This window comes from Dictyobacter alpinus (assembly GCF_003967575.1).
Classification (GTDB): domain Bacteria; phylum Chloroflexota; class Ktedonobacteria; order Ktedonobacterales; family Ktedonobacteraceae; genus Dictyobacter; species Dictyobacter alpinus.
Genome location: NZ_BIFT01000002.1, coordinates 2278972 through 2304073, shown reverse-complemented (window position 1 = coordinate 2304073; position 25102 = coordinate 2278972). Strand labels below are relative to the sequence as shown.

At 49.6% G+C, this 25102-nt stretch carries 16 protein-coding genes; 8 read left to right on the top strand and 8 right to left on the bottom strand.

Annotation, left to right across the window (positions count from 1 at the left end; translation table 11 throughout):
• Positions 1–20: 20 nt before the first annotated feature.
• The 3 genes from EL633_RS31795 to EL633_RS31785 are packed head-to-tail and all read right to left on the bottom strand — an operon-like array spanning position 21 to position 1683.
• A complete protein-coding gene (locus tag EL633_RS31795) occupies positions 21–1100 on the bottom strand; it encodes a hypothetical protein (protein ID WP_126631230.1) in 1080 nt (359 codons plus the stop codon).
• A gap of 46 nt (positions 1101–1146) precedes the next feature.
• The gene (locus EL633_RS31790; RefSeq protein ID WP_126631229.1) at positions 1147–1395 is read right to left on the bottom strand and encodes a hypothetical protein; all 249 of its coding nucleotides are present in this window, start codon (positions 1393–1395) and stop codon (positions 1147–1149) included.
• A 6-nt stretch (positions 1396–1401) separates the two neighbouring features.
• The gene (locus tag EL633_RS31785) at positions 1402–1683 is read right to left on the bottom strand and encodes an alpha/beta fold hydrolase (RefSeq protein WP_126631228.1); all 282 of its coding nucleotides are present in this window, start codon (positions 1681–1683) and stop codon (positions 1402–1404) included.
• Positions 1684–1998: 315 nt separating this feature from the next.
• Here EL633_RS31785 and grpE point away from each other — a divergent pair, with 315 nt between their 5' ends.
• From grpE to EL633_RS31760, 5 genes are all read left to right on the top strand, one after another.
• The gene (gene grpE, locus EL633_RS31780) at positions 1999–2637 is read left to right on the top strand and encodes a nucleotide exchange factor GrpE (RefSeq protein ID WP_126631227.1); all 639 of its coding nucleotides are present in this window, start codon (positions 1999–2001) and stop codon (positions 2635–2637) included.
• Positions 2638–2688: 51 nt separating this feature from the next.
• Positions 2689–4356 carry an Hsp70 family protein gene (locus tag EL633_RS31775; protein ID WP_126631226.1) on the top strand — a complete coding sequence of 556 codons (1668 nt, stop codon included), beginning with the start codon at positions 2689–2691 and terminating at the stop codon, positions 4354–4356.
• Positions 4357–4428: 72 nt separating this feature from the next.
• Positions 4429–6486 (top strand): Hsp70 family protein, encoded by a 2058-nt coding sequence (locus EL633_RS31770; RefSeq protein ID WP_126631225.1) that lies wholly within the window; start codon positions 4429–4431, stop codon positions 6484–6486.
• 42 nt (positions 6487–6528) lie between these two features.
• Positions 6529–9513 carry a double zinc ribbon domain-containing protein gene (locus tag EL633_RS31765; RefSeq protein ID WP_126631224.1) on the top strand — a complete coding sequence of 995 codons (2985 nt, stop codon included), beginning with the start codon at positions 6529–6531 and terminating at the stop codon, positions 9511–9513.
• Between the two features lie 65 nt (positions 9514–9578).
• Complete coding sequence (locus EL633_RS31760) at positions 9579–10484, top strand: GAP1-N2 domain-containing protein (protein WP_126631223.1); 906 nt, start codon at positions 9579–9581, stop codon at positions 10482–10484.
• A gap of 84 nt (positions 10485–10568) precedes the next feature.
• Here the strand turns inward: EL633_RS31760 and EL633_RS31755 are convergent, their stop codons facing one another.
• From EL633_RS31755 to EL633_RS31740, 4 genes are all read right to left on the bottom strand, one after another.
• Complete coding sequence (locus EL633_RS31755; protein WP_126631222.1) at positions 10569–11360, bottom strand: hypothetical protein; 792 nt, start codon at positions 11358–11360, stop codon at positions 10569–10571.
• Positions 11361–11396: 36 nt separating this feature from the next.
• Entirely contained in the window at positions 11397–12650 is a 1254-nt protein-coding gene (locus EL633_RS31750) for a hypothetical protein (protein WP_126631221.1), read from the bottom strand.
• A gap of 193 nt (positions 12651–12843) precedes the next feature.
• A complete protein-coding gene (locus tag EL633_RS31745) occupies positions 12844–16275 on the bottom strand; it encodes a GAP1-N2 domain-containing protein (RefSeq protein WP_246039305.1) in 3432 nt (1143 codons plus the stop codon).
• 80 nt (positions 16276–16355) lie between these two features.
• A complete protein-coding gene (locus tag EL633_RS31740) occupies positions 16356–17393 on the bottom strand; it encodes a TRAFAC clade GTPase domain-containing protein (protein ID WP_246039345.1) in 1038 nt (345 codons plus the stop codon).
• 373 nt (positions 17394–17766) lie between these two features.
• Here EL633_RS31740 and EL633_RS31735 point away from each other — a divergent pair, with 373 nt between their 5' ends.
• Positions 17767–19809 carry an Hsp70 family protein gene (locus tag EL633_RS31735; RefSeq protein ID WP_126631218.1) on the top strand — a complete coding sequence of 681 codons (2043 nt, stop codon included), beginning with the start codon at positions 17767–17769 and terminating at the stop codon, positions 19807–19809.
• Between the two features lie 95 nt (positions 19810–19904).
• Entirely contained in the window at positions 19905–21101 is a 1197-nt protein-coding gene (locus tag EL633_RS31730; protein ID WP_126631217.1) for a TRAFAC clade GTPase domain-containing protein, read from the top strand.
• A gap of 67 nt (positions 21102–21168) precedes the next feature.
• Here the strand turns inward: EL633_RS31730 and EL633_RS31725 are convergent, their stop codons facing one another.
• Complete coding sequence (locus EL633_RS31725; RefSeq protein ID WP_126631216.1) at positions 21169–23583, bottom strand: beta-galactosidase; 2415 nt, start codon at positions 23581–23583, stop codon at positions 21169–21171.
• Positions 23584–23737: 154 nt separating this feature from the next.
• Between EL633_RS31725 and EL633_RS31720 the strand changes: the two genes are divergently transcribed.
• Complete coding sequence (locus EL633_RS31720; RefSeq protein WP_126631215.1) at positions 23738–25012, top strand: ROK family protein; 1275 nt, start codon at positions 23738–23740, stop codon at positions 25010–25012.
• Positions 25013–25102 lie beyond the last annotated feature (90 nt).

The window sequence follows — 25102 nt, the reverse complement described above, 5'->3', positions numbered from 1 at the left end:
GAGCAATAAAAAGACAGGGATTATTTCAAAGTGTAGAGCAAGACAACAACAAGTAGAGAAAGCGCAAAGAAGAGCCAGCCGAGCACTTGCAATAGCGGTTTGCCAAAGCGAGCATAGCAGGCATGCAAGATCGATGCCAGGACCAGACCAGCCAGCGCGCTGATCTGTAACCAGCGAAGGTGGGAAAGAGAAAAGAGAGAGAGGAGCACACCAATACCGGCCAGCGCGAAATTCAACCAGAGCTGGCCATCGGTCGAACGTTGTCCGTCTGCCACCAGCGTCTCTAGCTGAACCACAGTTTCAAAAATATCATTGGTCGCATTCCACTGCATCACCCGCTCATAAAACGGCTCATAACGCGAAGAAGCTATCTGCGCGACCGGCTGACCCGTCCACTCGATATCCTGTGGCTGGAGCAGACTGCTTAAGTTGTAGACCTGCTGCACCGACAGACGAGCAGCAATAGCCTCTCGTGGTGAGATAACCAGCCAACCACGCTGGCCAGTTTCACGATCAAAATGGGTAAAGCGACCTGGTGACCAACCCTGCTCTAAGGCACTCTCATTCAGTTGCAGATGCCGCTGCAAGATATCCAGCGCCTCCTCAATCGCGCCATCTTCACTCTCAGCCAACGCCTTCTTGCGATACTGTTTCTGCCGGCGCATACTCTTCACCACATCCGCCGGTAGCGTCACCTGGATCTCCTCCAGTTGCAAGATGACATAAGCAACTTCTTTCTGCGCCTGGCGCACCGCCGCCAGGTAAGCATGCAACGTATCGCATCCCTCAAGCAGAGCAGTCAGGGTAAACCAACCAGCATCTGGCTGCGTAGCAGGGTTCCACTGACATTGGGTAACCATCCATAAATTGACAGGAGTATGGTGACTCCAGATCGTAGCATGCTCGGGCAAGGCAACCACTACCCCAGCGGTACGTTTCCATAGGATATAAAGAGAAAGGCCACGCCCCCTGACCCAGGACTGCTCCAAAGGCGCCAGCGCTATATCCGGCGTCACCATCACACCAGAGTGATGGGTTACAGCCTGCTGACCGCTACCTACTTGAACCTTACTATGAGGATGCTTCTTTTTCCTGGCCATCTACCTTGCCTTTATACATATACTTTGAAAATGCATGGATCTTTCACTACGCGAGCTTTTTGCCACAATGCTGGCAGGTAAATATAACTTTTTGAGTCGGCCGGGGCGGAATAGTAAACTGCTGGCAATAACCACATTGCACCAGATCAGTGCCACAGGACAGGCAACGCTGGCCTTTTACGCCGCTTAATACCCTGATGGGTCGATAGCCTCGTGTACGGTGGCAGTGTGGACAACGCAATACATTGCCGCTTGTTATACCACGAGTCGCATCATTATCCTCATCATCAAACATACCCTTTTATTCCTTCCCAGAATAGGCATTGGGTGTATAAAAAGTGCCTATTACACGCTTGAATTTTTCCGGCTCCTCAATCCAGGGAAAGTGACCGCTCTCTTCAAACCAGACTTCCTGAGCCTGGGGAAAACGGCGCTGCAAGGCACGCTCCGAGGAAACAAAAAGATCATAGCCACCAGGTCCACCGTGCAAAAGGATGATTGATTCACTCTTGCCCGGATAGATATGTAAAGAGAGATTGATTTTCTCAGTTATCGAAAAGCATTCAGTAACGAAAATACTCATAATATTTTATGGTGTAACTATAAATACCATCGATCATCCAGAGGGATAGCCATCCTGGAAATCGCAGCTTCACATGTACAGGCAATACTAAACAGATTAAATCCTAAAGCCATAGAAACCTTTCAAATGTACCTATTTTCTTCAATCATACGAACATGGTCATACATAATTTCACTTGACAGCGTACCATGCTCAGAATATACTACAAAAGCATTGGCAATTCAATAATTCAAATAAATCCATCTTTGCCAGCAAAAACCCTAATGGTTTAATATAATCAAATTCTTTTCTTACAAAGAAGAACGAGGTTCGTGCATGACGGAAGAACAACAGGCCGCATTTACAGATGAGGCCGCTAGATCGCCAATACAGACCGCGCTTCCTCCCACTGAACAAGAAACAGCTATTCCTACCGCAGAAGATAAAAGTGCAGTGCTGATCGAGCAAACATTTCAGAATATGCAACAGCTTTTGATGACCATGCAGGGGTTAAAGCAAGACTTCGAGACAAAAGTCAAATATGATGAGAGCAAGGAGCGCATGATTGATACGCTCCACAGCGAGCTACAAAATTATCGCGAAGGCTTGCATTTCAAGATTTTGCGTCCCCTTTTTATCGACCTTATTTCACTCTATGATGATATCAATCACATCATGGAAACCATGCAAAGAGATTTCTCTGGTCTGGATGCCACCATTATTGCCAATATCAAATCGTTCGCAGAGAGCGTGGAAGAAATGTTAAGCAATAATGGAGTGGAAACCTTCCAGATGGAAGAAGAGACCTTCGTGTCCACTAAGCAGCGCACACTCCGGGCCATCCCAACGCCCGACGCCTCATTAGACAAGCATATCGCCCGTCGCTTGCGCAAAGGTTTTCTCTATGAGAACCGCGTTCTGCGCCCAGAGATGGTGGAAACCTATCGCTATGTCGCAGAGCAACCACAAGCCTAATTCGCCACACACAACTCTATTTCATAACTATTCTCATGAGGAGATAATCCAGTGAGCGATCAGACAGTACCTACAATATTTGGCATAGACCTTGGCACAACATACTCTTGCATCTCCTATGTAGATGAATTTAGCAAGCCAGTCGTCATCCCTAACCTGGAGGGTGATTCAACCACCCCCTCTGTCGTGCAATTTGAAGGCGATAATCGCATTGTTGGTAAAGAAGCCAAGAATAGTGCAGTCATGAATCCAACCGAAGCGTGCGAGATGGTGAAGCGCCACATGGGCGAGAGCGACTGGCGCTTCCACTATAATGGAACTGACTATACAGCCGAGGAGATCTCTTCCTACATTCTGCGCAAGCTGGCTGATGACGCCGAACAGGCCATCAATATCCCGGTCAAAGATGTAGTCATCACCTGCCCGGCCTACTTTGGTATCGCCGAGCGTGATGCCACCAAGAAGGCCGGTGAGATCGCTGGTTTCAATGTGCGCGAAATCATCAATGAGCCAACCGCCGCCGCCGTCATGTATGGCTTGCAAAATGAGCAGGACCAGGTAGTGCTGGTCTATGATCTGGGTGGGGGCACCTTCGACATTACCGTAATCGAGATTCAAGGGGGTGCGATCACCGTAGTAGCGACCGGCGGCGACCACACCCTGGGTGGACGCAACTGGGATGAGGCCGTGGTCCGCTATGTCGCCGACCAGTGGATGAAAGAAGCAGGCTCAAACGATGATCCCGTCGATACCGAAGAGACGCTGCAAGATCTCTGGATTCGGGCTGAAAACGCCAAACATGCACTCACAGCTCGCAAGGAGACCACCGTCGTCGTCTCCCATAATGGAAAACGCATTGGCATCCCATTGACCCGCGAAAAATTTGATGAACTTACCAATCATCTGCTCGAACAGACCATCAACTACACAAACTCCACCATCGAGGCCGCGAAAGCCCGTAACTATAGCAAGTTTGATCAGATCCTGCTGGTGGGTGGCTCTACGAAGATGCCACAGGTCAATGAGCGTCTCAAACAAGAGTACAATATTCCCCTCAAGGTATTTGATCCAGACCAAGCGTTAGCCAAAGGCGCGGCCGTTTATGGTCGTAAGTTGGCGATCGATGAGAAGATCATTCACAAAATCGCCGAGCTTACAGGCAAAACCGAGGAGAAGGTCGACCTGGAGAGTGTCTCACAAACCGTCAAAGAGCAGGCGCAACAAGAGGTAGCCGAGGACAGCGGACTCAAACTACACGCGGTCAAAAAATATAATGATATGTCTGTTACCAATGTGGCCAGCCATAGCTTTGGTATTATCGCCTTCGACCCCAGCACACAGCAAGATGTTATTTCCAACCTGGTACTGGTAAACGATCCATTGCCATTCACTAAAGTTGGAAAATTCTATACGCAGGAAGCTGAGCAGGAGACTGTTGAGTTAAAGGTGATGGAGAACAGCGTCACTGAAAAAATAATCAGGGATCTGACCCTGGGACAGGAGATCGGCAATGCGGTCCTTCATCTTCCCCCTCGCTTGCCCAAAGACACTCTGATTGAAGTCACCTTTGATCTCAATCGCGAGGGACGGCTGCATATCGTTGGTCGTGAGCCCCATAGCGAGCAGTCAATCGAAATCGAGATTCAAACGGCCCGTGGTATCTCGGAAGAAGAGAAAGAAGTAGCCCGCCAACGCTCGAATAAACTGGTAATTTCTTAATCGCAAGCGACCAGTTATCCAGCGGAAGTCATAACAGAGATTGATGTAGTTTCAGCAGGGTGGAGTTAGCGCATGAGTACAGTTGTTGGGATCGACCTGGGCACTACTTACTCGGTAATCGCCTATGTAAATGCCCAGGGAAAACCTGAGATTATACCCGGTACGGATAGCAAAGCAATCATGCCATCCGTTGTCCAATTTACCCCTGAAGGTCCAATTATAGGCGCGCTGGCCAAAGAGGCACAGGCCAATGGAAATCCTGATACCATCGCATTCTTTAAGCGCAGCATGGGAGATCCAGAATTTCTACTTTCATTTTATGGCCGCGATTACACACCAATGGATCTCTCCGCGCTGATCCTACGCGCACTCAAAGAACGCGCAGAAGCGTTTTTAGGCACACCAATCACCGAGGCTGTCATTACCGTTCCAGCCTATTTCACCCATCCTCAACGCATAGCAACCATCCAGGCGGGCAAAGCGGCCGGGCTAGATGTCTTAAAAATCATCAGCGAGCCCACGGCAGCGGCCCTGGCCTATGGCATACGTCCCAGCTCCCGGCTACAACGCATGCTGGTCTACGATCTGGGTGGAGGCACCTTCGATATCTCGCTGGTCGAAATCACCGCCACCGATCTCACCGTCATCGCTACCGATGGGGACAACAAGCTGGGCGGCAAAGATTGGGATGACAGCCTGATTCACTATCTCTCCACGCGTTTCGAGCAAGAGACCGGCCTTGAGATGAGCGATGAGGAGCTCAACGATCTGAGTGTACAGGCCGAGCAGCTTAAACAGTCTCTTTCAAGCCGCCAGAGCGCCCCTATTCGCATTCAGGCCGCCGGGCAAATGAAAACATATACCATCAGTCGCACTACTTTTGAAGAGCTCACCCATGACCTGATGGCCAGAACCCAGATGTTGACCGAACAAGTATTGAAGAAAGCCAATCTATCCTGGTCGGGAATCAACGGTGTCCTACCCGTCGGAGGCTCGACACGCATGCCGATCGTGCGCACCTTCATCGAGCGCATGTCTGGCAAACCCGCCATGGGTGGCATCAATCCTGATGAGGCTGTCGCGCTGGGGGCCGCGATCCAGGCGATTATGGAGGTAGAACAGCGTAACCAGGATGAGCCCAGATTACAGTTGGCAGGGCGCAAAAAGACGGTGGACGTCATCGCCCATAGCCTGGGCTTGATCGCCGAGAGTGACGACCAGACGCGCTACCTCAATAGCATCATTATCCAAAAGAACAAGCCCATCCCAATAGAGAATGCACGTCCTTACCAGATCGCGGTACGACCCAAAGGTGATACGCGGCTGGAAGTTTTTCTAACTCAGGGAGAAACCGATAAACCGCTGGAATGTACGTATCTGGGCTGCTACGTTTTTAGCGATTTTCCAGCCATCGCCGGGAAAATTGCGAAACTAGAGATCAGTTATGCCTATGATAAGAACGGCGTGGTCAACATTTCCGCCCGTGAAACCAGTACAGGCCAGCCGCTCAAGCTCACAATCGAGCCATTGCCATCCGATGTACCGGATCGCTTTGCACTCCCACCAACCCAACAAACAACGCAGCAGCAACGACAACTCACGGTCTATCTGGCCTTCGACCTCTCGGGCAGTATGTCAGGCCGCCCCCTGGAAGAGGCCAAGCGTGCCGCCCGCGAGTTTATGAGACAGTGCGATCTGCAATCAACCTCCATTGGCTTGATTTCTTTTTCAGACCGCGCCACTATCGATCTTCATGCCACAAACAACAAAAAAAAGATTGAGCAAGCGATTGATGGACTGGCCATTGGCCGTACGGGCTTTGGAAATTTAGCGCATCCATTTGATGATATCCACGCTCTACTAAAAAAACAATCAGACGCCCGTTATGCAGTAGTGTTAACAGATGGAAGATGGGTCAATCAGGCCAGAGCGATCACAGCAGCCCAAATTTGTCATCGCGAACTAATCGAGATTATTGCCATTGGTTTCGGCGGTGCAGACCGCAACTTCCTGGCTCAGATTGCCTCGTCGTCAGAACAAAGTCTCTTTACAGATTTAGGGAAACTAACCGAGACATTCAGCACCATCGCCCAGGAAATCACAGGATCAAGGGGTAGCAAACGCGCCTAGCTACGCATCAATTAACCTTTAATAGAAGCGGACAAAGAAGATATGAGCACGACGAATACTACAACTAACTTCTACCTGCTACTCCAATTAGATCCAGATACGCGTTGGAATGAGGCCGATTTTGATAATAAGGTGCGCGCCAAACGCATTGAGTGGAGCCGTAAAAGTAACGGGGTAGGGCGTGCGGCACTGGAAGCCAAGAAAAATCTTGAGCTGTTGAAGGGTGCGGATGCGTTTAAGAAAAATCCAGAGGAACGAGAGAAACAGGCGAAGGAGGCCAGGACTGAACGCGCCTCGGCTAAAAATGCTGAGCTAACCAGTCTGAAGGAGAGCCTGGAATTTACCTTTGCACGTGGCTATATTGTTCAAGCGGAATTAGATGCGCTGGTCAAAGATGCCAAAACGCTGACCGAAAAAGATATCCGCGCCCTGTTAACCGTGCCGGTGGTGCCTAAAGCTCCCGAGTCAGGCGCTAATACAGGCTCAAAAGTTCAACCCCTTGAGGAATCACAGCTCAAAAAAATCAACGAACAACTACATATCCTGGCTATGGATACCCTCTACCAGGTACTGGGACTCGACCAGACCGTTTCAAATGATAAATTACGACAGGCGGCAGAACAGTTATATAACGATATGGTCAAGCGCAGTCCCACAGTGGATATAGATGCAAAAAAGGACCTGGCAGGCCAGGCACAAGCCATCTTTAGTTCGTCTGCTAAGCGAGAAAGTTATGATGAAAGTATCCGCCTGCGCTCACTGGAACAGATCTTAAAGCAACTCTCGGATTCGGTGACGCGTAGCGCTGACAAAACCATGACGGTAGGACAGACTGAGGTTTTTCTGAAGAAGACCCGCGAGGCTGGCTGGGCCGACGAGATAGCTATCGAACGGCTGCGTGAAATGGCCCAACGGCGCAACTGGTTTGTGCAGGTTTCGTCCATAAATGCTCAGACCAAGAAATTGGTACGCTGTGGACATTGTAATGCGATGAATGAGCCAGCCAACAAGTTCTGCGAGCGCTGCCATAAGGAACTGCTCACCACCTGCCCAAACTGCAACGCGGCCGTGCGCGCAGACGCCACTGGTTGTGATAGCTGTGGTTTCGCGACCGGCAATCGCTTCTATGTAGATGAGCTGTTGGAAAAGTTTCCTTTTGAAAATGATTATGTAGAAGCCAAGCACCTGCTCGACGAGGTCGCCTCGCTCTGGAATCCGAGCAAACCAGATGCACGGGTGCAAAAGCTAAAGACCTATCAAAGTGAGCTACAAAATCGTGCCAAAGAACAACAGGCATTGCAACAACAGCTCAGCCAATTGATCGGCCAGAAACTCTTATTTAAAGCTCAGGAGTTCCTCACAGCCAATCGCGCCAACCTTCCTAATCGTCAGCATTACCAGCAACTCATTAGTGATACGATCACGCAGGCCCGTAGCATCCTCAACAAGGCGCAAGGGGTTCAGGATCGCGAAGAGAGAGCCGGGCTATATCGCACCGCCTTGCAGCTTTGTAGCGATTATCGCGAGGCGCGTGAATTGCTCAAGGCAATGCCGCCAATGCCAGCGCTTCAACTCCAGGCTAGCGTCAGTGGTACGCTGGTTAGCCTGAACTGGCAGCCATCGCCCACGCAAGGCGTAAGCTATAAAATAGTGCGCAAAGCTCATTCACAACCCATTACCCCCACCGATGGCAAGCTGCTCGCCACGCTCACCGCCACTAGCTATGATGATACACAGAGCGAGGTGGGCGTCCCCCTCTACTATGCGATCTTCACTGAGTATGAGGATGTGATCGCCCCACAGCCGACCCTGCTCAACAAGCCGATCTTCCTGATACAGGATGTGCACAAAGAAATTATTGAAGTCCATAACAACCAGGTTCTCCTCAAATGGACCTCTCCTCCGAATGTGCATAAAGTAATCATTGTGCGTAAAGAGAGTATCGCCCCTCGCTCTATTGATGATGGAATACGCCTGACCAGTACCGAGCAGGCACGTTTTGTCGATCACAACGTCTTGAACGAGCATACCTACTACTATGGCATCTACAGCCAATTCAACAATCAAGGCAAGATCCTAACCTCGCCGGGTAAAATTGTGAAAGCCCGGCCAGAGGCGCCACCCACAGTCATCAGTAAGCTTGAAATCAGCAATGAGAAGCTAGCGCAAGGTTATCGGGTGCAATTATCGTGGCCACAAAGTGCTAAAGGCAAAGTAGTGATCCTGAAATCAGAGAAGAGCACTGGACTCTCACCTGGAGAGAGCATTCCAGTCGATCAGCTCCAAAACTATGGACAGACCCTGGAAGGGCTGGCCCACTCCCTGGTCGAGACCTGGTTAAAGCAAGGGATATGCTACTACACACCGGTTGTTACCTTTGGGGGCATGGCCTATATAGGCAATGAAGGACCCTACGCCTGCATTGATGAGGTAACCAACCTGCGCAGCGAGAATATGGGCAATAAGATCCGTCTGCAGTGGAACTGGCCTGCCAGCTGCCAGGAAGTGGCAATTACTTATAATCACGATGGCTGGCAATATCCAGCGGCCAAAACACATTACATCACGAAAGCCGAGTACGAAAACGTTGGCCATTTTGAATTGCGCGAAGATCGGCCTCAGGAATGCTATATCCGTGTCGCAACCTTGATCCGACAGGGACAAAATCGTATTCAAGCGCCTGGGATAAAGCTGCAGGCCAGGCTGGCACCAAAAGTCACGCTCACATATGAGATCCGTAAAGCTCGCTTCGGCAAGAAACGCACACTCTATATCCGCGCCCAGACTCCCGGCCTGCTGCCCGCCATAGTACTGATATGCCGGCGCGAGCGCCTCCCCTTACAAAAGAACGAAGGTGAACGGCTCTGGCATCAGGGTCCAACCCACATTGAGAGGGAGCTCAGTATGCCACTGCCCGAACAGAATTATCAGCCACGTACCTTCGGTAAATTATACCTGGAGGATAGCAGCGCCTATAATTTTGTCACCATTCAACATCCCAGTGATACCAAATTGAGGCTCGATTAAACAACATAACCCTGGCTGGCTGGACCAAAAGACAGCGTAAATAAAAGTGAAAGGAAAGCGAACATATGCCCATACAACAGCATTACTACACCTCTTTTGTGAACAAGGCCAATGGGCGCCGCGGTTTTCAAACCAGAGCCATGTCGCCTGGCATCTTAGCAGCCGATCAGGCACGGCTCCTGCGTATGCTAGCCTACCGCCTGCCAGCCGGACTAGATGCCAGCGCAGTCGCGCAACATCCGGTCGCCCTGCGCTATTTTTACCAGGACGAAGAGACCAGCTTCCTCATCCACAGTCAATCCACCGGCAACGACGACAATGGACGTCCCGGCAACTTTTTTGCCCACTCACTGATCATGCCACCTGAACTCTTCAGCAATATCCCACCCATCTTCTTCTGGCAAAGTTCTTTCTGGAAAGCACAGGACAACACAGCCACAGACGAATTGCCGCTCCTCTCTGATCTAGAACTGGAGCCAGTACTGGACACAGAACAGGTCTGGTCACTCCTGCATAGTGAGCAGAACAGACAATATCTGGCAGCCCTCATCAACGCAGTACTTCATCTGGAGCACAGTCAACGCAGTATAATCCTCATCGGCACCAGCGATCAGATCGCCCTTTGGATCGCCGCCATCAGCTGTATGTTACCGCCAGCCTGCCGTCCCCTGCTCAGCTTCTCCACCTACCAGCACGACCCCTACCAAAGCCAGTTCATACTCACCGGCGTCCCCGCACAGATCCCCTTCCAACCGGGAACCAATGAGTACCACCATTACTTTATCCTCAACCTGATCAGCGGTGAGATCAGCCATAGCGAACCCTCAGCCTATGCCCAATTCATCGCCACCATCGCCAGCGAAAAACTATATGAAGAGCAACTACTTCCCCTCTTCGAAGCCCATACAGCCAACTATCTTATACCGTCACGCATCGATACACAGCTAGATTCACTCGTGCAGAACACCTGAAGAACTCCGTCATAGACCCGGACCTATGCGTACACCCACAGGAAACTAGACGCACAGCTCAATCCTTTTCCCTGAACAAGCCAGCTATTGCGTGATTTTGAATAGATAGACATCAATAATGATTACGTCTGTATTTTCAGCAGTATTAAATAGTGGCTGATAGTGCGAGGCATCCGCAAAAGGCGCAAATCTTTCAGCTGATAGTTGATCCAGGATACCATAGACTTTTTTCGCCACCTCCGCACCACGGTCGGGATTATTCAATTCAGCACCGCCTTTAATGATTACCAGGCCAACACGACGATTGCGCAATTCACGCCGACCCTTGATCTCACGTTTCAGGCGATCAATGGCCCTACGATCATTATTCAAGATGCCATCGGTATCCTCGCCAGTAAAACGCAAGGGCACATAACTGGATTCAAGGCGATCGGGTTTGGCCGTACATTTCCAGGCTACAGTCTGAGAAGCCGCACTGGCGGTACCATCAAAGATAAACGAACCATTCTGGCATGGCACCTTCGATATTTTGACCTGCACTTCTTGTCCGGGTGTGATGGTACCAGTAGCGGGCGAAAAATTAATGACATCGCTAATATCGCTACGTACGGACCAGGTCACATTAACTCTGGAGTCATCGCTCTCTTTCAGCGTGATCACAGCTTCACAGCGCGGCTTATCAATATTACCGATTGCGCAGTCGGGATTCTGCGGCACCAGCGTCTTGGGGCTGACGATAAGCCTGGGTGGCGCAGGAGGCGTTGGCGGTGGCACGCCTGGAATGGCGGCCAGGAAAATTACCATCAGGCCGAGCAACAAGTCGGCAAACAACCAGCCTGCCAGCAGAACCGTATTATTCTGTACAGAGCGCAGCATTTCTATTCCTCTCTTGATTGACCTGCTTCACAGCTATTAGACAGGTACTTTAGCTGCGATACGTCGCGCAACCTCGCCCATATTGACCGTCACACCATTGATATTGGTAGCGCTCTCATCAATCTGCTTAATAATGCGATTCATGGCATTCGTATTGGTGATAATATCTTTCACCAGTTGAGCCTGGTCTCCATGCTCAATCTGCAGCAGCTTAACCAGCCCCTTCTGCTCTTCCGTAAACTTAGAGATATGAGACGACAGGGTCTTCGCCTCATTGACGGTTCCATCAAGGATCGTCAATACATTATGCAACTTCTCACCCCAGAGCTTCTGCTGCTTCACCACATCTTCCTGGGCTACGGCCTGGCGGGTCAGTTGATCCAATGTGCTCTTAGAATTCACCAGCAACGTCTTCTGCTGATTAGTCATCTCCTGTGTGGGAGCCACCAGGCTATTAATACTGGTATTCAGCACCTGCTGGGAATCCTTGAGATCCCGAATAGTAGTCGCCACATTATCCATGCTGGCCACCAGCGAAGTCTTAAAGGAATTAAAGAGGGCGAACTCCTGGCGCTGGCGCTCGGCCAACTGAGCCAGTTCCTGGCGCTCAGTCTTAATCTGCTCCTCCAGGCCCGATATGACTGAATTGAAACTATTAACGACAGAGTTAAAGCGATCCACGAAATTGGTTGGCTGCGTCCAGTGGCGCGTAGATAGGAAAAGGGTCGCCCCGGCCAGGGCATGGGCCAGATTATCACGCAGAGCCTCAGCTTTGCGATCCCGCTTCATCTGTGAATTATGCGTCATGATGGATGAATAGATAGTAAGTACCACAATGATGGAGATCAAGATACAGTCGATAGTAGCGATACCGCCCAGTGTATCGATCCAGCCCCAGGAAGACGTGCCATTAAAACCACCCTGCCAGAGCTGCAGAAAGGGGGTCGTACTAAACTTTGGATACTGGGTTACCAGGGTATAGTAGGCAGGAATCGCGCGCGCGATTCCTAGCCAGGTAAAAAAGAGCGGCAAGAAAATAAAAATATTGCGGCATGTCTCAACCAGCGCAATACGACCATCCACCCTTTGTTGTACGCGATAGCGATTAACGATCGCATCGATATTAATCAAATTGTATAAGTCATTGCCGGCCCAGGCATCGGCATACTGGCCGCCACGCACCGCATTACTCAGCTCACGCAGACGGATGGCCCCGTTTGGATCACTGCTATCGACCTCAGTGGCCAGATCAGTTAGCTGATCAATTACAGCATCTTTATCGTTAAGCATAGCTATTCAAATATCTCCCTTAAACAAAAAAAAACAGTCTCAAAACACCACATACAAAAGAACAAACGACCCCACGCTCCATCCTCGCAGCCCAGGCCATACAAAAATACCAATGATCAATAAAAGCAACAAAGTAGGTTCAACCTTCAACATTCGATGCTAGGAATACAAATCAAGTGTTGTAAATTTGGGCTCAAATATTTCTCTTCTTCTTATAATCATCAATCAAAGATTGATTAAACTTAATAGGCTCAAACTGCTGTCGACTTATCCAATATTCCAAACTGTCCTGTTGATTTGAGCTCAATAACGACATTTCCAGGGCACGAGCCCGGAGAAAATATAAAATTACCTCCTTCAAATCTTGCAGAGAATATTTTTTTTCGATATATTTTGCAAAATCCTTCACTCCACTCACTTTATCGATTATTTTAATAGATTTTTGCTCTAAATCCGCACTTATATCCGGCTGATATTCAAGTAATAACTGAGTAATATATGGATCATATACAATTGTCTTGATAGAGTATTTGATGGTATGATTTTTATCGCTATGATAGCCTATTCTGGTATTTTCAAGCATTTGAAGATCACGATAAAATTTCCCTGCGGAGGGTTTATAAAAAGACTTTCTATATAGAAAATAGAACCCTTTTAATTCTTCCATTCTTTGAAATTCCTGGAAAGAAATCCCTCTCTCTTGAAACCAGGCAATTATATTCGCATCAAATGATGAGAGAGCTTTTACAGTAGTATGTCCTTCTTGACCGTAAACAGCAGAAACAGAGATGTCGTCATTTGAAGCTCTGACTGGCGAGACATGTTTATCATTATCCATAGATGTATAATTATGCGCAATAGATTGCAATGGCGTCTGACCAGCAGCGGTAGTTGTAGGCTGGTACGTGTTAGGTAATTGCTGATGTTGTAGTGAGAGGCCTTGAGCAGGTACAGGAGCGTGCCCATTCGAGGCTGGAACAGTTACGTTAGAAGAAATAGCAGGTTGTTGTGCGGTTTCGTTCTTTTTGGAAGAGCCCCATCGAAACGGAATAAAGCCAAGTAATGAGCCTGGACGTAAATCTTCTGAATAATACTTCCATTCTTTTTCAACTTCGTCCGGCCATCGATTATGTCGATCGATAAAATCAAAGGTCTTCTTATCAGCATTCTGCAAGAGCGAGCCCAACAACGCTGGTATGACATCCTCTTTCTTTTTCTTAGGATAATCCCAGGCGTCTAGAATAGTCTGATAGATATACGGCAATAGCAAACCAGGATTCATATGTGACTGATATATTTCACCAGCCAGCAGATCGAGCTCACGAATAAAAGCCATGCGACCATGCTGAGGGGAAAAAAATGTTGGTGAGAGATGTTTCTTGCAGCGTTCCAGATCTTCCGCACGCTCGATGCCATTAATCAAATAGCGGAAAAGCATGGTCCGGTAGTAGCTATCTTTCTGCAACGATCGTTTTTGAATGGCAAGGACCAGCCTGTTTAAGTTTGTTTCGCTTCGTACAAGCAAACGGGCATTATTATTATTGCTCGTCTGCATAGTTTCTCTTATTAAAGACCAGTCTTGTACAGCCTCTGTCAGGGAAGAAGGCATTGTCATTTTTTTGGAAACTGTTTTTAACAGTGAAACAGTTCCAGGCTGCTTTAAAACAGATACATCTGATAAGTTGCTGAAGAATCTTTCCGTACACTGAAGTACAATTGGCACATCTGAGGCTACCAACAATAAAAATTCCCAGTGCTGCAAGAAAATCACATCTATTTCGGACCATTTTAATCGCGTCTCTCTGAAAAGACGCTCGATCTCCCGAGCACTTAAGCAGCAGGTGAATAAGAGTTGTGAAACGGCAGATGCTCCATACTGATAGCCAAAACCATTGATCAGCATAATGAGATTAGAAAGAGCGGGGGCAGCCTTTTCCGAGAAGACTATATACTGGAGAGCCGCTTCATAATCTTTTTGCACAGACATTACAATCTTAACAAGGTCTTGAGGAAACTGTCCTTGATCCCCTAGGATGAGCCAGGCGATAGCTCTGGCTTTCCAAGCGGGGGAGATGTTCTGTTGACACAGGACACTAACATTTTCCCAGGGGATGCGGAGCCAGGAACGCAGGATATCTTCGGGAATGTCTGAGACATATGAGCAATTTCCTAGCAAGCCAAGATAGAAAGCTGACTCGAATAATTGATAGGGGTACAGCTGTTGATTAGAAGTCAGGCGCGGCGTCAGTTCTATTAATAGTGACTTCCATAATTCTTTGTACTGCTGAGGCGGCGCGATAGTGGTCAGCAACGGCAGGTAAACGTTGGCACGTTTAGGATTGCCACCAATCAGGTCAGTAACGATGGCATATTTGATATAGGTGGCAAAATCCGCCAGGGTTTGTGCGAGTCCGGGTGTAGTATAAGATTGCTGATAAAGCTCTTCCCAGGATGTCTGTCCTACGGTAAACCACCATTGTGGATGGTGGATAACCATAAATTGGAGTACTGCAGCGCGTACCGTTTCTGGTATCAGTAAGGAAACAGCCCGCTCGGGGTCAAAGACCATCTGCATATCTTCGGCAGTCAATTTACTGGCGGAGAAAAGTTTATAGGCCAGCAAGAAGGTGACTCTATCCTTAACCTGCCAATCCTGGCTCAAACTAAATAGAGCCTCTAACTCTTTGAGATCTTTATCGCTACCACTGAGCAACCTGACAACTGCATAGCGGGCATACTGTTGCCGCAACTGCTGGTGTTCAGAGTTAGCCTGTTGATTATTTTCAGGAGCGGCAGCGGGCATATCTGCCAGTGGCGGGATCACCGGATCAAACAGCAAGGAGTTCCCGTCCCGTCCATAGGCCCACTTGAGAGTAGGACCATCCAGGGGTTGAGCACGCTGCAGCGCATCCAGCGAAGAGTAACAGGTCCCCACAATGCGAGCCGGTGAGTGCTCTACATGGGCTTCATAGGTACAGAAAGTAACTGATTTAGTCAGGCCGGGCGGAAGACAATGCAACAGGCCCCAGATAAGCTCTGTATTGCGTTCAGCTGCCTCATGCACGCCTTCTTCAGCGTAGGTTTCGATATAAATATTCTGCCAATCATTCAGAGAGAGGTAGGCTTCAATTAAGAAGGTTAGATTCTGACGATAAAGTTGTCGCTGGCTATCTGACTGATGGGCAATCGTAGCAGCATTCAGTGAACCAACAGGTAGCTCGAAAACCTGTGGCAAATCAAGTTGATCGGGAGGTAAATCATCACCCATTTTCCAAAAAGAAGAGCCCCAGGAATTAATAGCAGCGGAACTTGAACTATCTTTAAGATTGGCCAGCACATGCACAAAAAATGCGCCTGCGCGCCCATAGGCATCTTCACCAGCGTAGGCACGATGAAGCATAATCAGCCCCCGCTCTGTATTGATATAAGCCAGACTATGTGGCGCGCTCTCAGTTGTCATATCATAAGGATTAATGCCATCAGGTAATTCATATTGCAGATGCCGTTCAATCTCGCGATACCAATCGCCATGTAAATCTGCCAATTCATGTGAGGCCGCACGCACTCGATGCCCTGTCACACTGCCCAAACCAACAGTAGACCAGGTATACCAGAGTTGATCCATCGTACGTCTCTCTCCTATCTATTTTGAACATGCCCATACTCTGCTATCTACTCCTGAAAAAGGCAGAGAAGTCAGTAGCACTATTCAGCTTCAATCACATTGAGCTTCCATAAGATCCAGAGCAGAGGATCAAGACAACGTAATGGTTCAATCGCCGGGTACTTGCCTTTATCGGGTGCCCATCCGGTGGCCGAGACAGCAAAGAAGGAGGCAGTATTAAATAACTCACTCGACTGCACCAATACCTTGTCACCAACCCGCAAGATCAGTTTTTGGACCTCTTCATTGATAGTGGCAAAATCCGCCGTATTCAAGCGGTTAGTCGACGTTGTCTCACGCAAAAACTGGGTTGTCGCCTCTTGTGAGCGCACAACATATTTCAAGAGATCTGCCTTGGAGAGCGCAATGGCTACCGGAATATCAATCGACGCGCCCGCATCCAGCCCCTGGCCCATTCTGAAGGTCTCGGTAATACGATTCAATACCTCTGAAGAACTGCGCTCACGAATCGCGCCGGGCTTCAAGTCTGATGGTAAAGCCTTCACAATATTCGGCATTGTAAGAGGATCGGCCAGAAAAATGATCGCCGATGCATTAAGGACATAAGAGCTATACTGCACCATACGATCCTGTTCAGCCAGATCTTCGCCTGAAGCATCATAAAAGAAGAGGTTGACACTTTTAGCAGGCTTCCACCAGGCCTCTTTCTTAAAGATAAGCTCATAAATCAAAGGCTCATTAATCTCTGAACGCGCCCTGGGCGTCAAAGGAATGGGCTGTAAATTACCAAAAACTGGTTGATAAAACTTTGATTGATAGATCGCTTCAGTCTTACCCCAGCCGACAATGCGGCTACAACCAATCAACTGGAGTGCCTGACGCTGTTTTAATAAATGAATACAAGAAGCAATATAATGGCTTTTACCAGCCGAGCCATCACCAATAATAGCAATTGTATAACTTTTGGCACGTTCTATATTATAAGGTAAGACGCGTTTACAGTCGGTATTAGGACATTGCCGGCCAGCCAGCTGCCGGGTATATTTTCTCCCCTTTGTAGCCGTAATCCAGAAACGTGACAGAACCTTCAGGACATTATGGGTAGGAGCTGTCTGCATCACGTTATTGGGGTTCAATCCTGAAACAATATCAGCTGACCCGGGATAAAAATCCGTACCACAGCTCGGGCATACTACCTTATGCCAGGGAGCGATGAATCCCATATAAAATCCCTCTTTAGCCGAGAAAATACTCTCTTGAAACAGAATAAAGCAGATTGGTATAATACTGTAGCGACCTACCAACGCACTTCAAACTCTGGCCGCGTTTTTGGCATCTCAATCTGTTGCAATGTTCACGAAATAATAATAACATTAAAGAATGCTAGTATACAAATATAGCAGCTAAAACATAAAAATTTCCTATCAAAAACAAACAATCTTCTTCTAATAGCAATACTATTCGCACGCCGTGCGAGCAGGAGTATCACCAATGGGTAGCTTTGTCGGTATTGACCTGGGAACTACATATTCTGCTATTGCTTTTATCAATGGCGAAGGGAGAGCAGAGGTAATCAAGAATAGCGATGCCAACACCGTCACACCATCGATTATCTGGTTTGATGGCAGCAGGCCAATTGTAGGCGAAGAGGCACGCGAACAGATGGCGGCGGGCGCTACCGAGATAGCGTTACTCTTTAAGCGCCATATGGGTGATCCTGATTTTTTGCTAGCTTTTGGGGACACCGATTATGTTGCGACCGATCTGGCGGCTATCATTTTACGCTACTTGAAGGAGTGTGCCGAAGACTATTTAGGTGAGAAGGTGACCGACGCGGTCATTACAGTACCGGCGTACTTCAAACATGCCCAGCGTAGCGCAACTATTGAAGCTGGTCACAAAGCGGGTTTGAATGTATTACAAATCATCAGTGAGCCGACCGCAGCCGCACTGGCCTACGGTCAGCGTCCGGGTCCCAATGCCCAGGAGCAACTCTTTCTAGTTTATGACCTGGGCGGTGGTACCTTTGATGTTTCGTTGGTCGTGATTACCTCCACAGAACTAACAGTAATTGGCACGGATGGGGACGACAATCTAGGTGGTAAAGATTGGGATGATAGCCTGCTGAGTCATGTAGAGGCCCAGTTTGAGCAAGAATTTGGGCTGGAGCTATTTGGCGACGATGTCAATGCGCTACGTGTGCAGGCAGAAGAGCTGAAACGTAAGCTTAGCGCGCGTCAGAATGCTAGCATCCGTGTTCAGGCCTCAGGTCAGGTTGGCAGCTATACCGTAACCCGCGAGCAGTTTGAACGCATGACACAAGGATTAATGGAGCGCACTCAGCTCTTAACAGAACGTGTACTGCGAACCGCTGGAAAGAGCTGGGCAGAGATTACAGGCGTATTGCCCGTAGGCGGCTCAACCCGTATGCCCATGGTTAGCGACTACATCAAACGCATGTCAGGCAAACCACCTATGGGTGGTATTCATCCTGACGAGGCCGTCGCCATTGGGGCCGCCATCCAGGCTGCGATGAGTCTGCAGGCCAGCCAGAATCCGGTAACAGAAGATCACTTCGTGCTACGCGCACCAAAACGCACCGTGGATGTCATCGCCCACAGCCTGGGTTTGATCGTCGAAAGCGCCGACCGGGCCCGCTATATCAACAGTATGATTATTCCCAAAAATAACGGGATCCCAACCCAGCAGACACGCCCTTTCGAGATGACCCTGCGCCGGGATGGCAACACAGAACTAGAAGTATTTCTCACGCAGGGTGAGACGGAAGATCCTCAGCAATGTTCGTATCTGGGTCGCTATATGTTCAGTCGCTTTCCATACATAAACAGTAAAACGGCCATACTCAATATCACCTATGCCTACGACAAAAATGGTACCGTCACAATCTCAGCGACCGAGCGGACCACCGGTCAGCCACTGGCCCTGGACATTCAGCCAATCCCGACCGATGTCCCGGCACGTTTTTTAAGCAGTCCGCGCGAACAGCAGGTGCCAGGAGAGATTATAACCGTTTACCTGGACATCGATACCTCTGGCAGCATGACGGGCAGACCACTACGCGAAGCCAAGAAGGCCGCCCACCAATTTGTCCAGCAGTGTGATCTCTCAAGGATTGCCATTGGCCTGATCTCCTTCTCTAGCTTTGTGCATGTTCCTTTGCATGCCACGCAAGACGCCAGAAAGATTAGTCGGGCCATCGACTCACTCTCATCCGGTGGGGGCACATCAGCAGGCTCATTAAACAAAGTTTATACTTTATTGCATGATACCGCTGGCCCACGTTATGCGGTGGTCCTGACAGATGGAGCATGGATGGGTCGCCTGGGAGCAATTGTGGCTGCGCAACGCTGTCACAAGGCAGAAATACAAATTATAGCCATCGGATTTGGCCGTGCAGATCATAGTTTCCTACGCGCGATTGCCTCTTCCAACGAGCAAAGCTTTTTTACAGATCTGGGCAGGCTAAGTGAGACCTTTAGCACTATTGCACGCGAGATTACCATGCAACGCTAATATTTACCCAAATCAATTCATCCAGGTTAGTATAGTTGTCTTGTTAGACAACCATACCCTATTTCTCTTATTTATAAATAAAGGATATGGATATCATGGCATTTACCCCGTCTTATCATAAGATCACCTGTCCCTTCTGTTTCGCGCGTTTCTCATTGCAGGAAACGTATTTCCGCTGTATCAATCCCAGTTGTCCAGATATAGGACCGGACAACGAATATGCTTTACGCCGAGGGTTGGGACGCATTAGAATGGGCCGAGTGCTTCTTCCAGAGAAGAAAAGAGGTATGTTGACCCTGACAACACCAAATGAGTTATTCTGCAATACCTGCAAAGAATACAGTACAACCCGCATATGTCCTACCTGCCATTTTGAACTACCCTCAAATATTGCCCAGACTGAACAAAAAGTCATCGCTATCATTGGAGGCCGTGCCACCGGCAAATCCCACTATATAGCCTCCCTCATCCACTCCCTGATGCACTCCGTGGGACAAAACTTTGATATTACAGTTAGCATTCTAGGCGATGATTCCCAGGTACGCTGGACCCGAGACTTCTATGCACCGCTATTTGAGCAACGCCGGGTACTCAATCCAACCCTGCCATCAGCGCTGGATGCCCAGGTACGTTCACCTATTATCTTTCGCTTACTCTTTGGTGGTGGCAATGGCAAGCCGCGGCGAGCACTCAATCTGAGCTTTTTTGATACCGCTGGTGAGGATATGACCAGCCATGCCACACTCTCCACTTACAGCCATTATATCTGTGATGCAGATGGCATTATTTTTCTACTCGATCCACTGCAGATGTCAGGGGTACGTCAGAAGATCACCAATCAGACACTACCAGATCTAGACCGGGCGGCTGCGCCTGACAACATTGTTCGCGCGTTACGTGAGCTTTTCGAGCGTGTCAAAAACATCAGCGCCACCCAAAAAATCAAGATTCCGGTGGCCTTCACCCTCTCAAAAATCGACATGCTGGCAGACAGCCTCGACGATCCCGGCTCGCCCCTTCTCCAATCCAGTACACATAGTGGCACTCTGAATTTAAATGATCTCCAATCACTCCATACCGACATTCAACACCGACTCTATGATTGGCTCTCTCCCAATTTCTACAAATATATCCATGAACACTTTGCCAACTACCAGTATTTCGGCGTCTCCTCACTGGGCCAGCCCCCCGATACCCTGGGCCATATCTCCAGCGTCAGCCCACGACGGGTCGAAGAACCCTTCTTATGGCTACTTTACAAAAATAACCTCATCAGAGGACAAAAAGCATAGCCGCCCCCCTTTCCAATAACATCTGGGATGGCTTATGCTTCATAACTTACGTATGCATATACAGTAGCTATCGGCCAAGATGCAAGGTAAGCTGATCATCAAGGGCGGCGGGCTTGTTGGAGGTGACGAGTTGGAGGTCGCCAAGCCGTTTCACATGATAATTTTGATCAGGGATGACCTGCCGTGAACTGGCAATGGCAATCACATCCTGGGGCTGGCTTAAACGGAATTGAAGCGCATGCTCATCGACACCCACAATCTCGGCGGTCGCATAGGCGATGCGCACATCCCCGATAGATAGGTTGAGTGGCAACATCAATCCTTCTTTGCGCCTCAGTTGCAACTGGCGCCCCTCAAACAAGGGAGATCCCTGCTCGTTGATGTGGAAGGACTTGTCAAAACCATCCAGATTCAGGATATGCAGGAACCTTTCTCCGGCTTCGGTGGCGGTGGTGGTCATGAAAATACCGTGCTCCTCGCAATCGTGCGTCAGAACGGCCTGAGCGCCCAGCTTTTCCAGCATCGTGCGGAACACAGGGATAACGCAGGGATAGGCCGCGGAGATCACGATCGCACGCCCCTGGCCTACCTGTACGTCAAAACCACAGGCTTCGCCAGTATCGGCGGCACGCAACAGGACTTCTCCATGCTCTGATGCAAAAAACTGGGCATAGTTAGCACGTACCTCGGGACGGGGCGCCAGCCAGCCAGCAGTACGCAGCGAGAGATAGTAATAATCAACGGCCCGGCGGGATCCAGCAGGCTGTAAACCCAGCGCATCCGCCAGGATACGCTCCTCCCGACCCTCCATATCAAATAACGGCACTTCACCATACAACAGCAACTTGCCACCAGCCTGTACATAATCGGCCAGCTTGCGCTGAAGGGCTCCAGCCATGTAGCGGGCCGAGGGCAGTACCAGCAGGGGAGTCGTCTGAGGAACAAGCTCTCGGTGCTGGACATCCAGCGCGCCAAAGCGATAGCCAGCGAGCAACAGAGCTTTGGCCAACGCATCCCAGGCACCCGCGCCGCGATTGGCTTCCAGGTTGCGCACAATCTCATTGGCTTTCGCACTCGAGGGATATCTGTACTCGGTCATGTAGTAGTCCGGGATAAAGGCGAATGTAAGCGCGTCGTGCTCCTCATGCATGGTCGCCAGCTTGTCAGAAACAGCCGAGATCGCCTTGTTCACCTGCGCCAACGCACGGTATGAATACGTAAGTCGGCCCTCAGGATCCACCGGGGCCGCGAAACCATGGCGCTCACCGGTAAAGGCGATACGATCATTACCATCATGCACAGCTTCCGGGAGCATATAATTCCGTCCACCACAGAAAAGATAATAGTTCAGCAACCTGTTCCCCTGAGCGATACACATACGGGCCTTGAAGCTCACAGAGGACGGATCATAGTGCAGGCCGTGGTTATCATCATAATCCCCACTGCCACACTCAAATTCCATCGACGTCAGAGGCTGCTCCGGCCTATTGGTAGCGTCCATGAAGGCATTCATCACATAGAGATCGTGAAAATTACGCATATCCAGGTCGCCAAGATAGTGATCCGAGCCGGCCAGATAGCCGGCGTCCTGTGTGTACGACTCGTATAGCTGACTGATACCAATGGGATAGCTGAGGCCACGACCCGCATCGGTGCCATGAATATTGACCAGAAATGGTACAGCGGTCACGCCAAACTCTTCAGCATAACTACGCAGGACAGCAATATAGCGGGCGAAGCGGTTGCGCATGTAATGGCCAAGATCTTGCTGCAGTTCGGCCGCGAACTCCTCACGGGGAGCACGTAGTTCAACATCACGGATGCGATCAATAGCAAGTTTGAAGGGATAGCGCGCAGTAAGTGTTTCAGGATCATAGTGCTTCTGGAGCCAATCAACGAAATCTGCCAGCAGATGAGCAGTGAGATCAGGACTGTTACTGACCCAGGAAAGCATACCGATCTCGTTATCAAGCTGGACAGCAATGATGTTGCCGCCTCTGGTATACAGGCGAGAAGCAAGGAGCGGCATGATAGAGCTATACCAGTGATGAGCCTCTTGCAGGAAAGCTGGAGCCAGATAGTCAATCGTGCGCGTAGGAGCTGGTTTGCTATCCCAACCAAGTGGCACAATCTCGGGATGCTTGCTATATACCCAGTATGGCAAGCCCTCGTTTTTCATTTCCGCCATGATGAAGGGCCCTGGGCGCGCAATGAAATAGAGCTCATTTTGCTGGCACAGATCGATAAAGGCAGCCAGATCGAGCTCAGGACGTGTCTTGCCTTCCAGATCAACCTGACCATCAAACGGCTCATGGCACAACCAGGGCACATAAGAAGCCACGGTATTGCAACCGGCGGCCTTCAACTTATCGATACGACCTTGCCATTCCTCACGCCTGAGACGGAAATAATGGATCTCACCAGCAAGAATAATACAGGCTTTATCATTAAGCACAATCTGCTTGTCTTTAATCTCAATCACGTCTGCCTCCTCGTTTTCCTGTGTGAAGAGATAAGCCTTCGCCCCCTTGCGAAGTTGCTTCAGGACAACACCTGCAAATTGCCACTGTTGACAACAACAATTTGTGATGTTAATGTATTTTCATTGAAAAAAGTATAGCCGGGGGGCTGCAGGAATGTCAAGTAAGAATGTAAACAGTCGAAGTGGACTGGTACGAACTGGCAACCGCGACTTTATGAAAGAGATCAATTTAAGTATCATACTGAACCTCATCAGGAGTCGAGGCCCGCTGTCGCGTACCGACATCGCTCATAGTTCTGGCTTGAGCCAGGGAGCGGTCTCAGGTCTGACTGGCGAACTACTCGCCTCAGACTTTATTCGCGAGCTCGGCGGGGGCCAATCCAAAGGTGGACGCTCACCGGTCCTCCTCGTCATTAATCCTCATGTTGGCTTCGTGGTGGGCATTAAGCTCACCGATCAAGCAATCGTAGCCGCCATTACTGATATGGAAGCCACAATTGTGCATCGCACCAGCAAACGGGTAGACGGTCTGCAAGATCCACAGATCGCCATCGAAGCTATTATCCAGACCATAGAAACCAGCCTGGCGGAATCCGCCATACCCAGATCAAAGGTAATAGGTGTGGGTATCGGGCTGGCCGGTATGATTGACAGCCAGGAATCAATTTGCACGTATTCGCCAATCCTTGGTTGGCGCCAGGTGCAACTGGCCCAACCAATCGAGCAACGTTTACAGTTGCCGGTATACATCGAAAACGACGTCAATGCCCTGACCATAGCGGAGAACTGGTTTGGCGCAGGCCGTGGACGATCCCACTTTCTGGTCGCCACCATCGGTCGTGGTATCGGTATGGGAGTGGTCTCCAATGGACTGCTCGACCGCGGTGCCACAGGAGGAGCTGGAGAGTTCGGTCATATCACACTACAACCCAGCGGTCCACGCTGTGGTTGTGGGAAAGCTGGTTGTCTTGAAGCTCTGGCCGGCGATCCAGCCGTCGTCAGAATGGCCTACGAAGCGGTGGAAGCGGGCAAGCAGACAAGCTTGCGTCAGGCCATGCAAAGTACCAGTCAGCTAACGCTAGAGCACGTAGCCCTGGCCGCGGAGCAAGGTGATCAGGTCGCGCAAGAGATCTTAAGCGAAGCCGGCCGCTGGCTCGGCCTCGGCCTCTCCTATCTGGTCAACCTGTTCAATCCCGGGTTAATCGTGCTATCAGGCGAAGGGACACGAACCGGCGATGCCCGCATAGAGGCAGCCAGTCAGATGATGAAACAACATATTTTCGACGGGTTAGACAACGATCTCGAACTGGTCATCAAACCAATGGACGACGAGTCCTGGGCGCGTGGCGCGGCTTGCGTAGTGTTAAGTGAATTATTCAAACATCCAATCAATCGCGCCACCCGAACGGGTCTCTTAGGGGTTGTTTAACCAATTTTATGCTGATCATCTCATCTTCAGCGAGAAGAGGGAGAAATTTGAAGCTAAAAGTAAAGGGGGTGAGGCTTAAAGAAAACAAGT

Excerpts from the sequence above, each read along its gene's own strand:
- EL633_RS31735 (WP_126631218.1), top strand. The coding sequence starts at position 17,767 with ATGGGTAGCTTTGTCGGTATTGACCTGGGAACTACATATTCTGCTATT.
- EL633_RS31785 (WP_126631228.1), bottom strand. The coding sequence starts at position 1,683 with ATGAGTATTTTCGTTACTGAATGCTTTTCGATAACTGAGAAAATCAAT.
- EL633_RS31770 (WP_126631225.1), top strand. The coding sequence starts at position 4,429 with ATGAGTACAGTTGTTGGGATCGACCTGGGCACTACTTACTCGGTAATC.
- EL633_RS31745 (WP_246039305.1), bottom strand. The coding sequence starts at position 16,275 with ATGGATCAACTCTGGTATACCTGGTCTACTGTTGGTTTGGGCAGTGTG.
- EL633_RS31765 (WP_126631224.1), top strand. The coding sequence starts at position 6,529 with ATGAGCACGACGAATACTACAACTAACTTCTACCTGCTACTCCAATTA.
- EL633_RS31720 (WP_126631215.1), top strand. The coding sequence starts at position 23,738 with ATGTCAAGTAAGAATGTAAACAGTCGAAGTGGACTGGTACGAACTGGC.
- EL633_RS31760 (WP_126631223.1), top strand. The coding sequence starts at position 9,579 with ATGCCCATACAACAGCATTACTACACCTCTTTTGTGAACAAGGCCAAT.
- EL633_RS31755 (WP_126631222.1), bottom strand. The coding sequence starts at position 11,360 with ATGCTGCGCTCTGTACAGAATAATACGGTTCTGCTGGCAGGCTGGTTG.
- EL633_RS31730 (WP_126631217.1), top strand. The coding sequence starts at position 19,905 with ATGGCATTTACCCCGTCTTATCATAAGATCACCTGTCCCTTCTGTTTC.
- EL633_RS31795 (WP_126631230.1), bottom strand. The coding sequence starts at position 1,100 with ATGGCCAGGAAAAAGAAGCATCCTCATAGTAAGGTTCAAGTAGGTAGC.
- EL633_RS31740 (WP_246039345.1), bottom strand. The coding sequence starts at position 17,393 with ATGCAGACAGCTCCTACCCATAATGTCCTGAAGGTTCTGTCACGTTTC.
- EL633_RS31750 (WP_126631221.1), bottom strand. The coding sequence starts at position 12,650 with ATGCTTAACGATAAAGATGCTGTAATTGATCAGCTAACTGATCTGGCC.
- EL633_RS31790 (WP_126631229.1), bottom strand. The coding sequence starts at position 1,395 with ATGTTTGATGATGAGGATAATGATGCGACTCGTGGTATAACAAGCGGC.
- grpE (WP_126631227.1), top strand. The coding sequence starts at position 1,999 with ATGACGGAAGAACAACAGGCCGCATTTACAGATGAGGCCGCTAGATCG.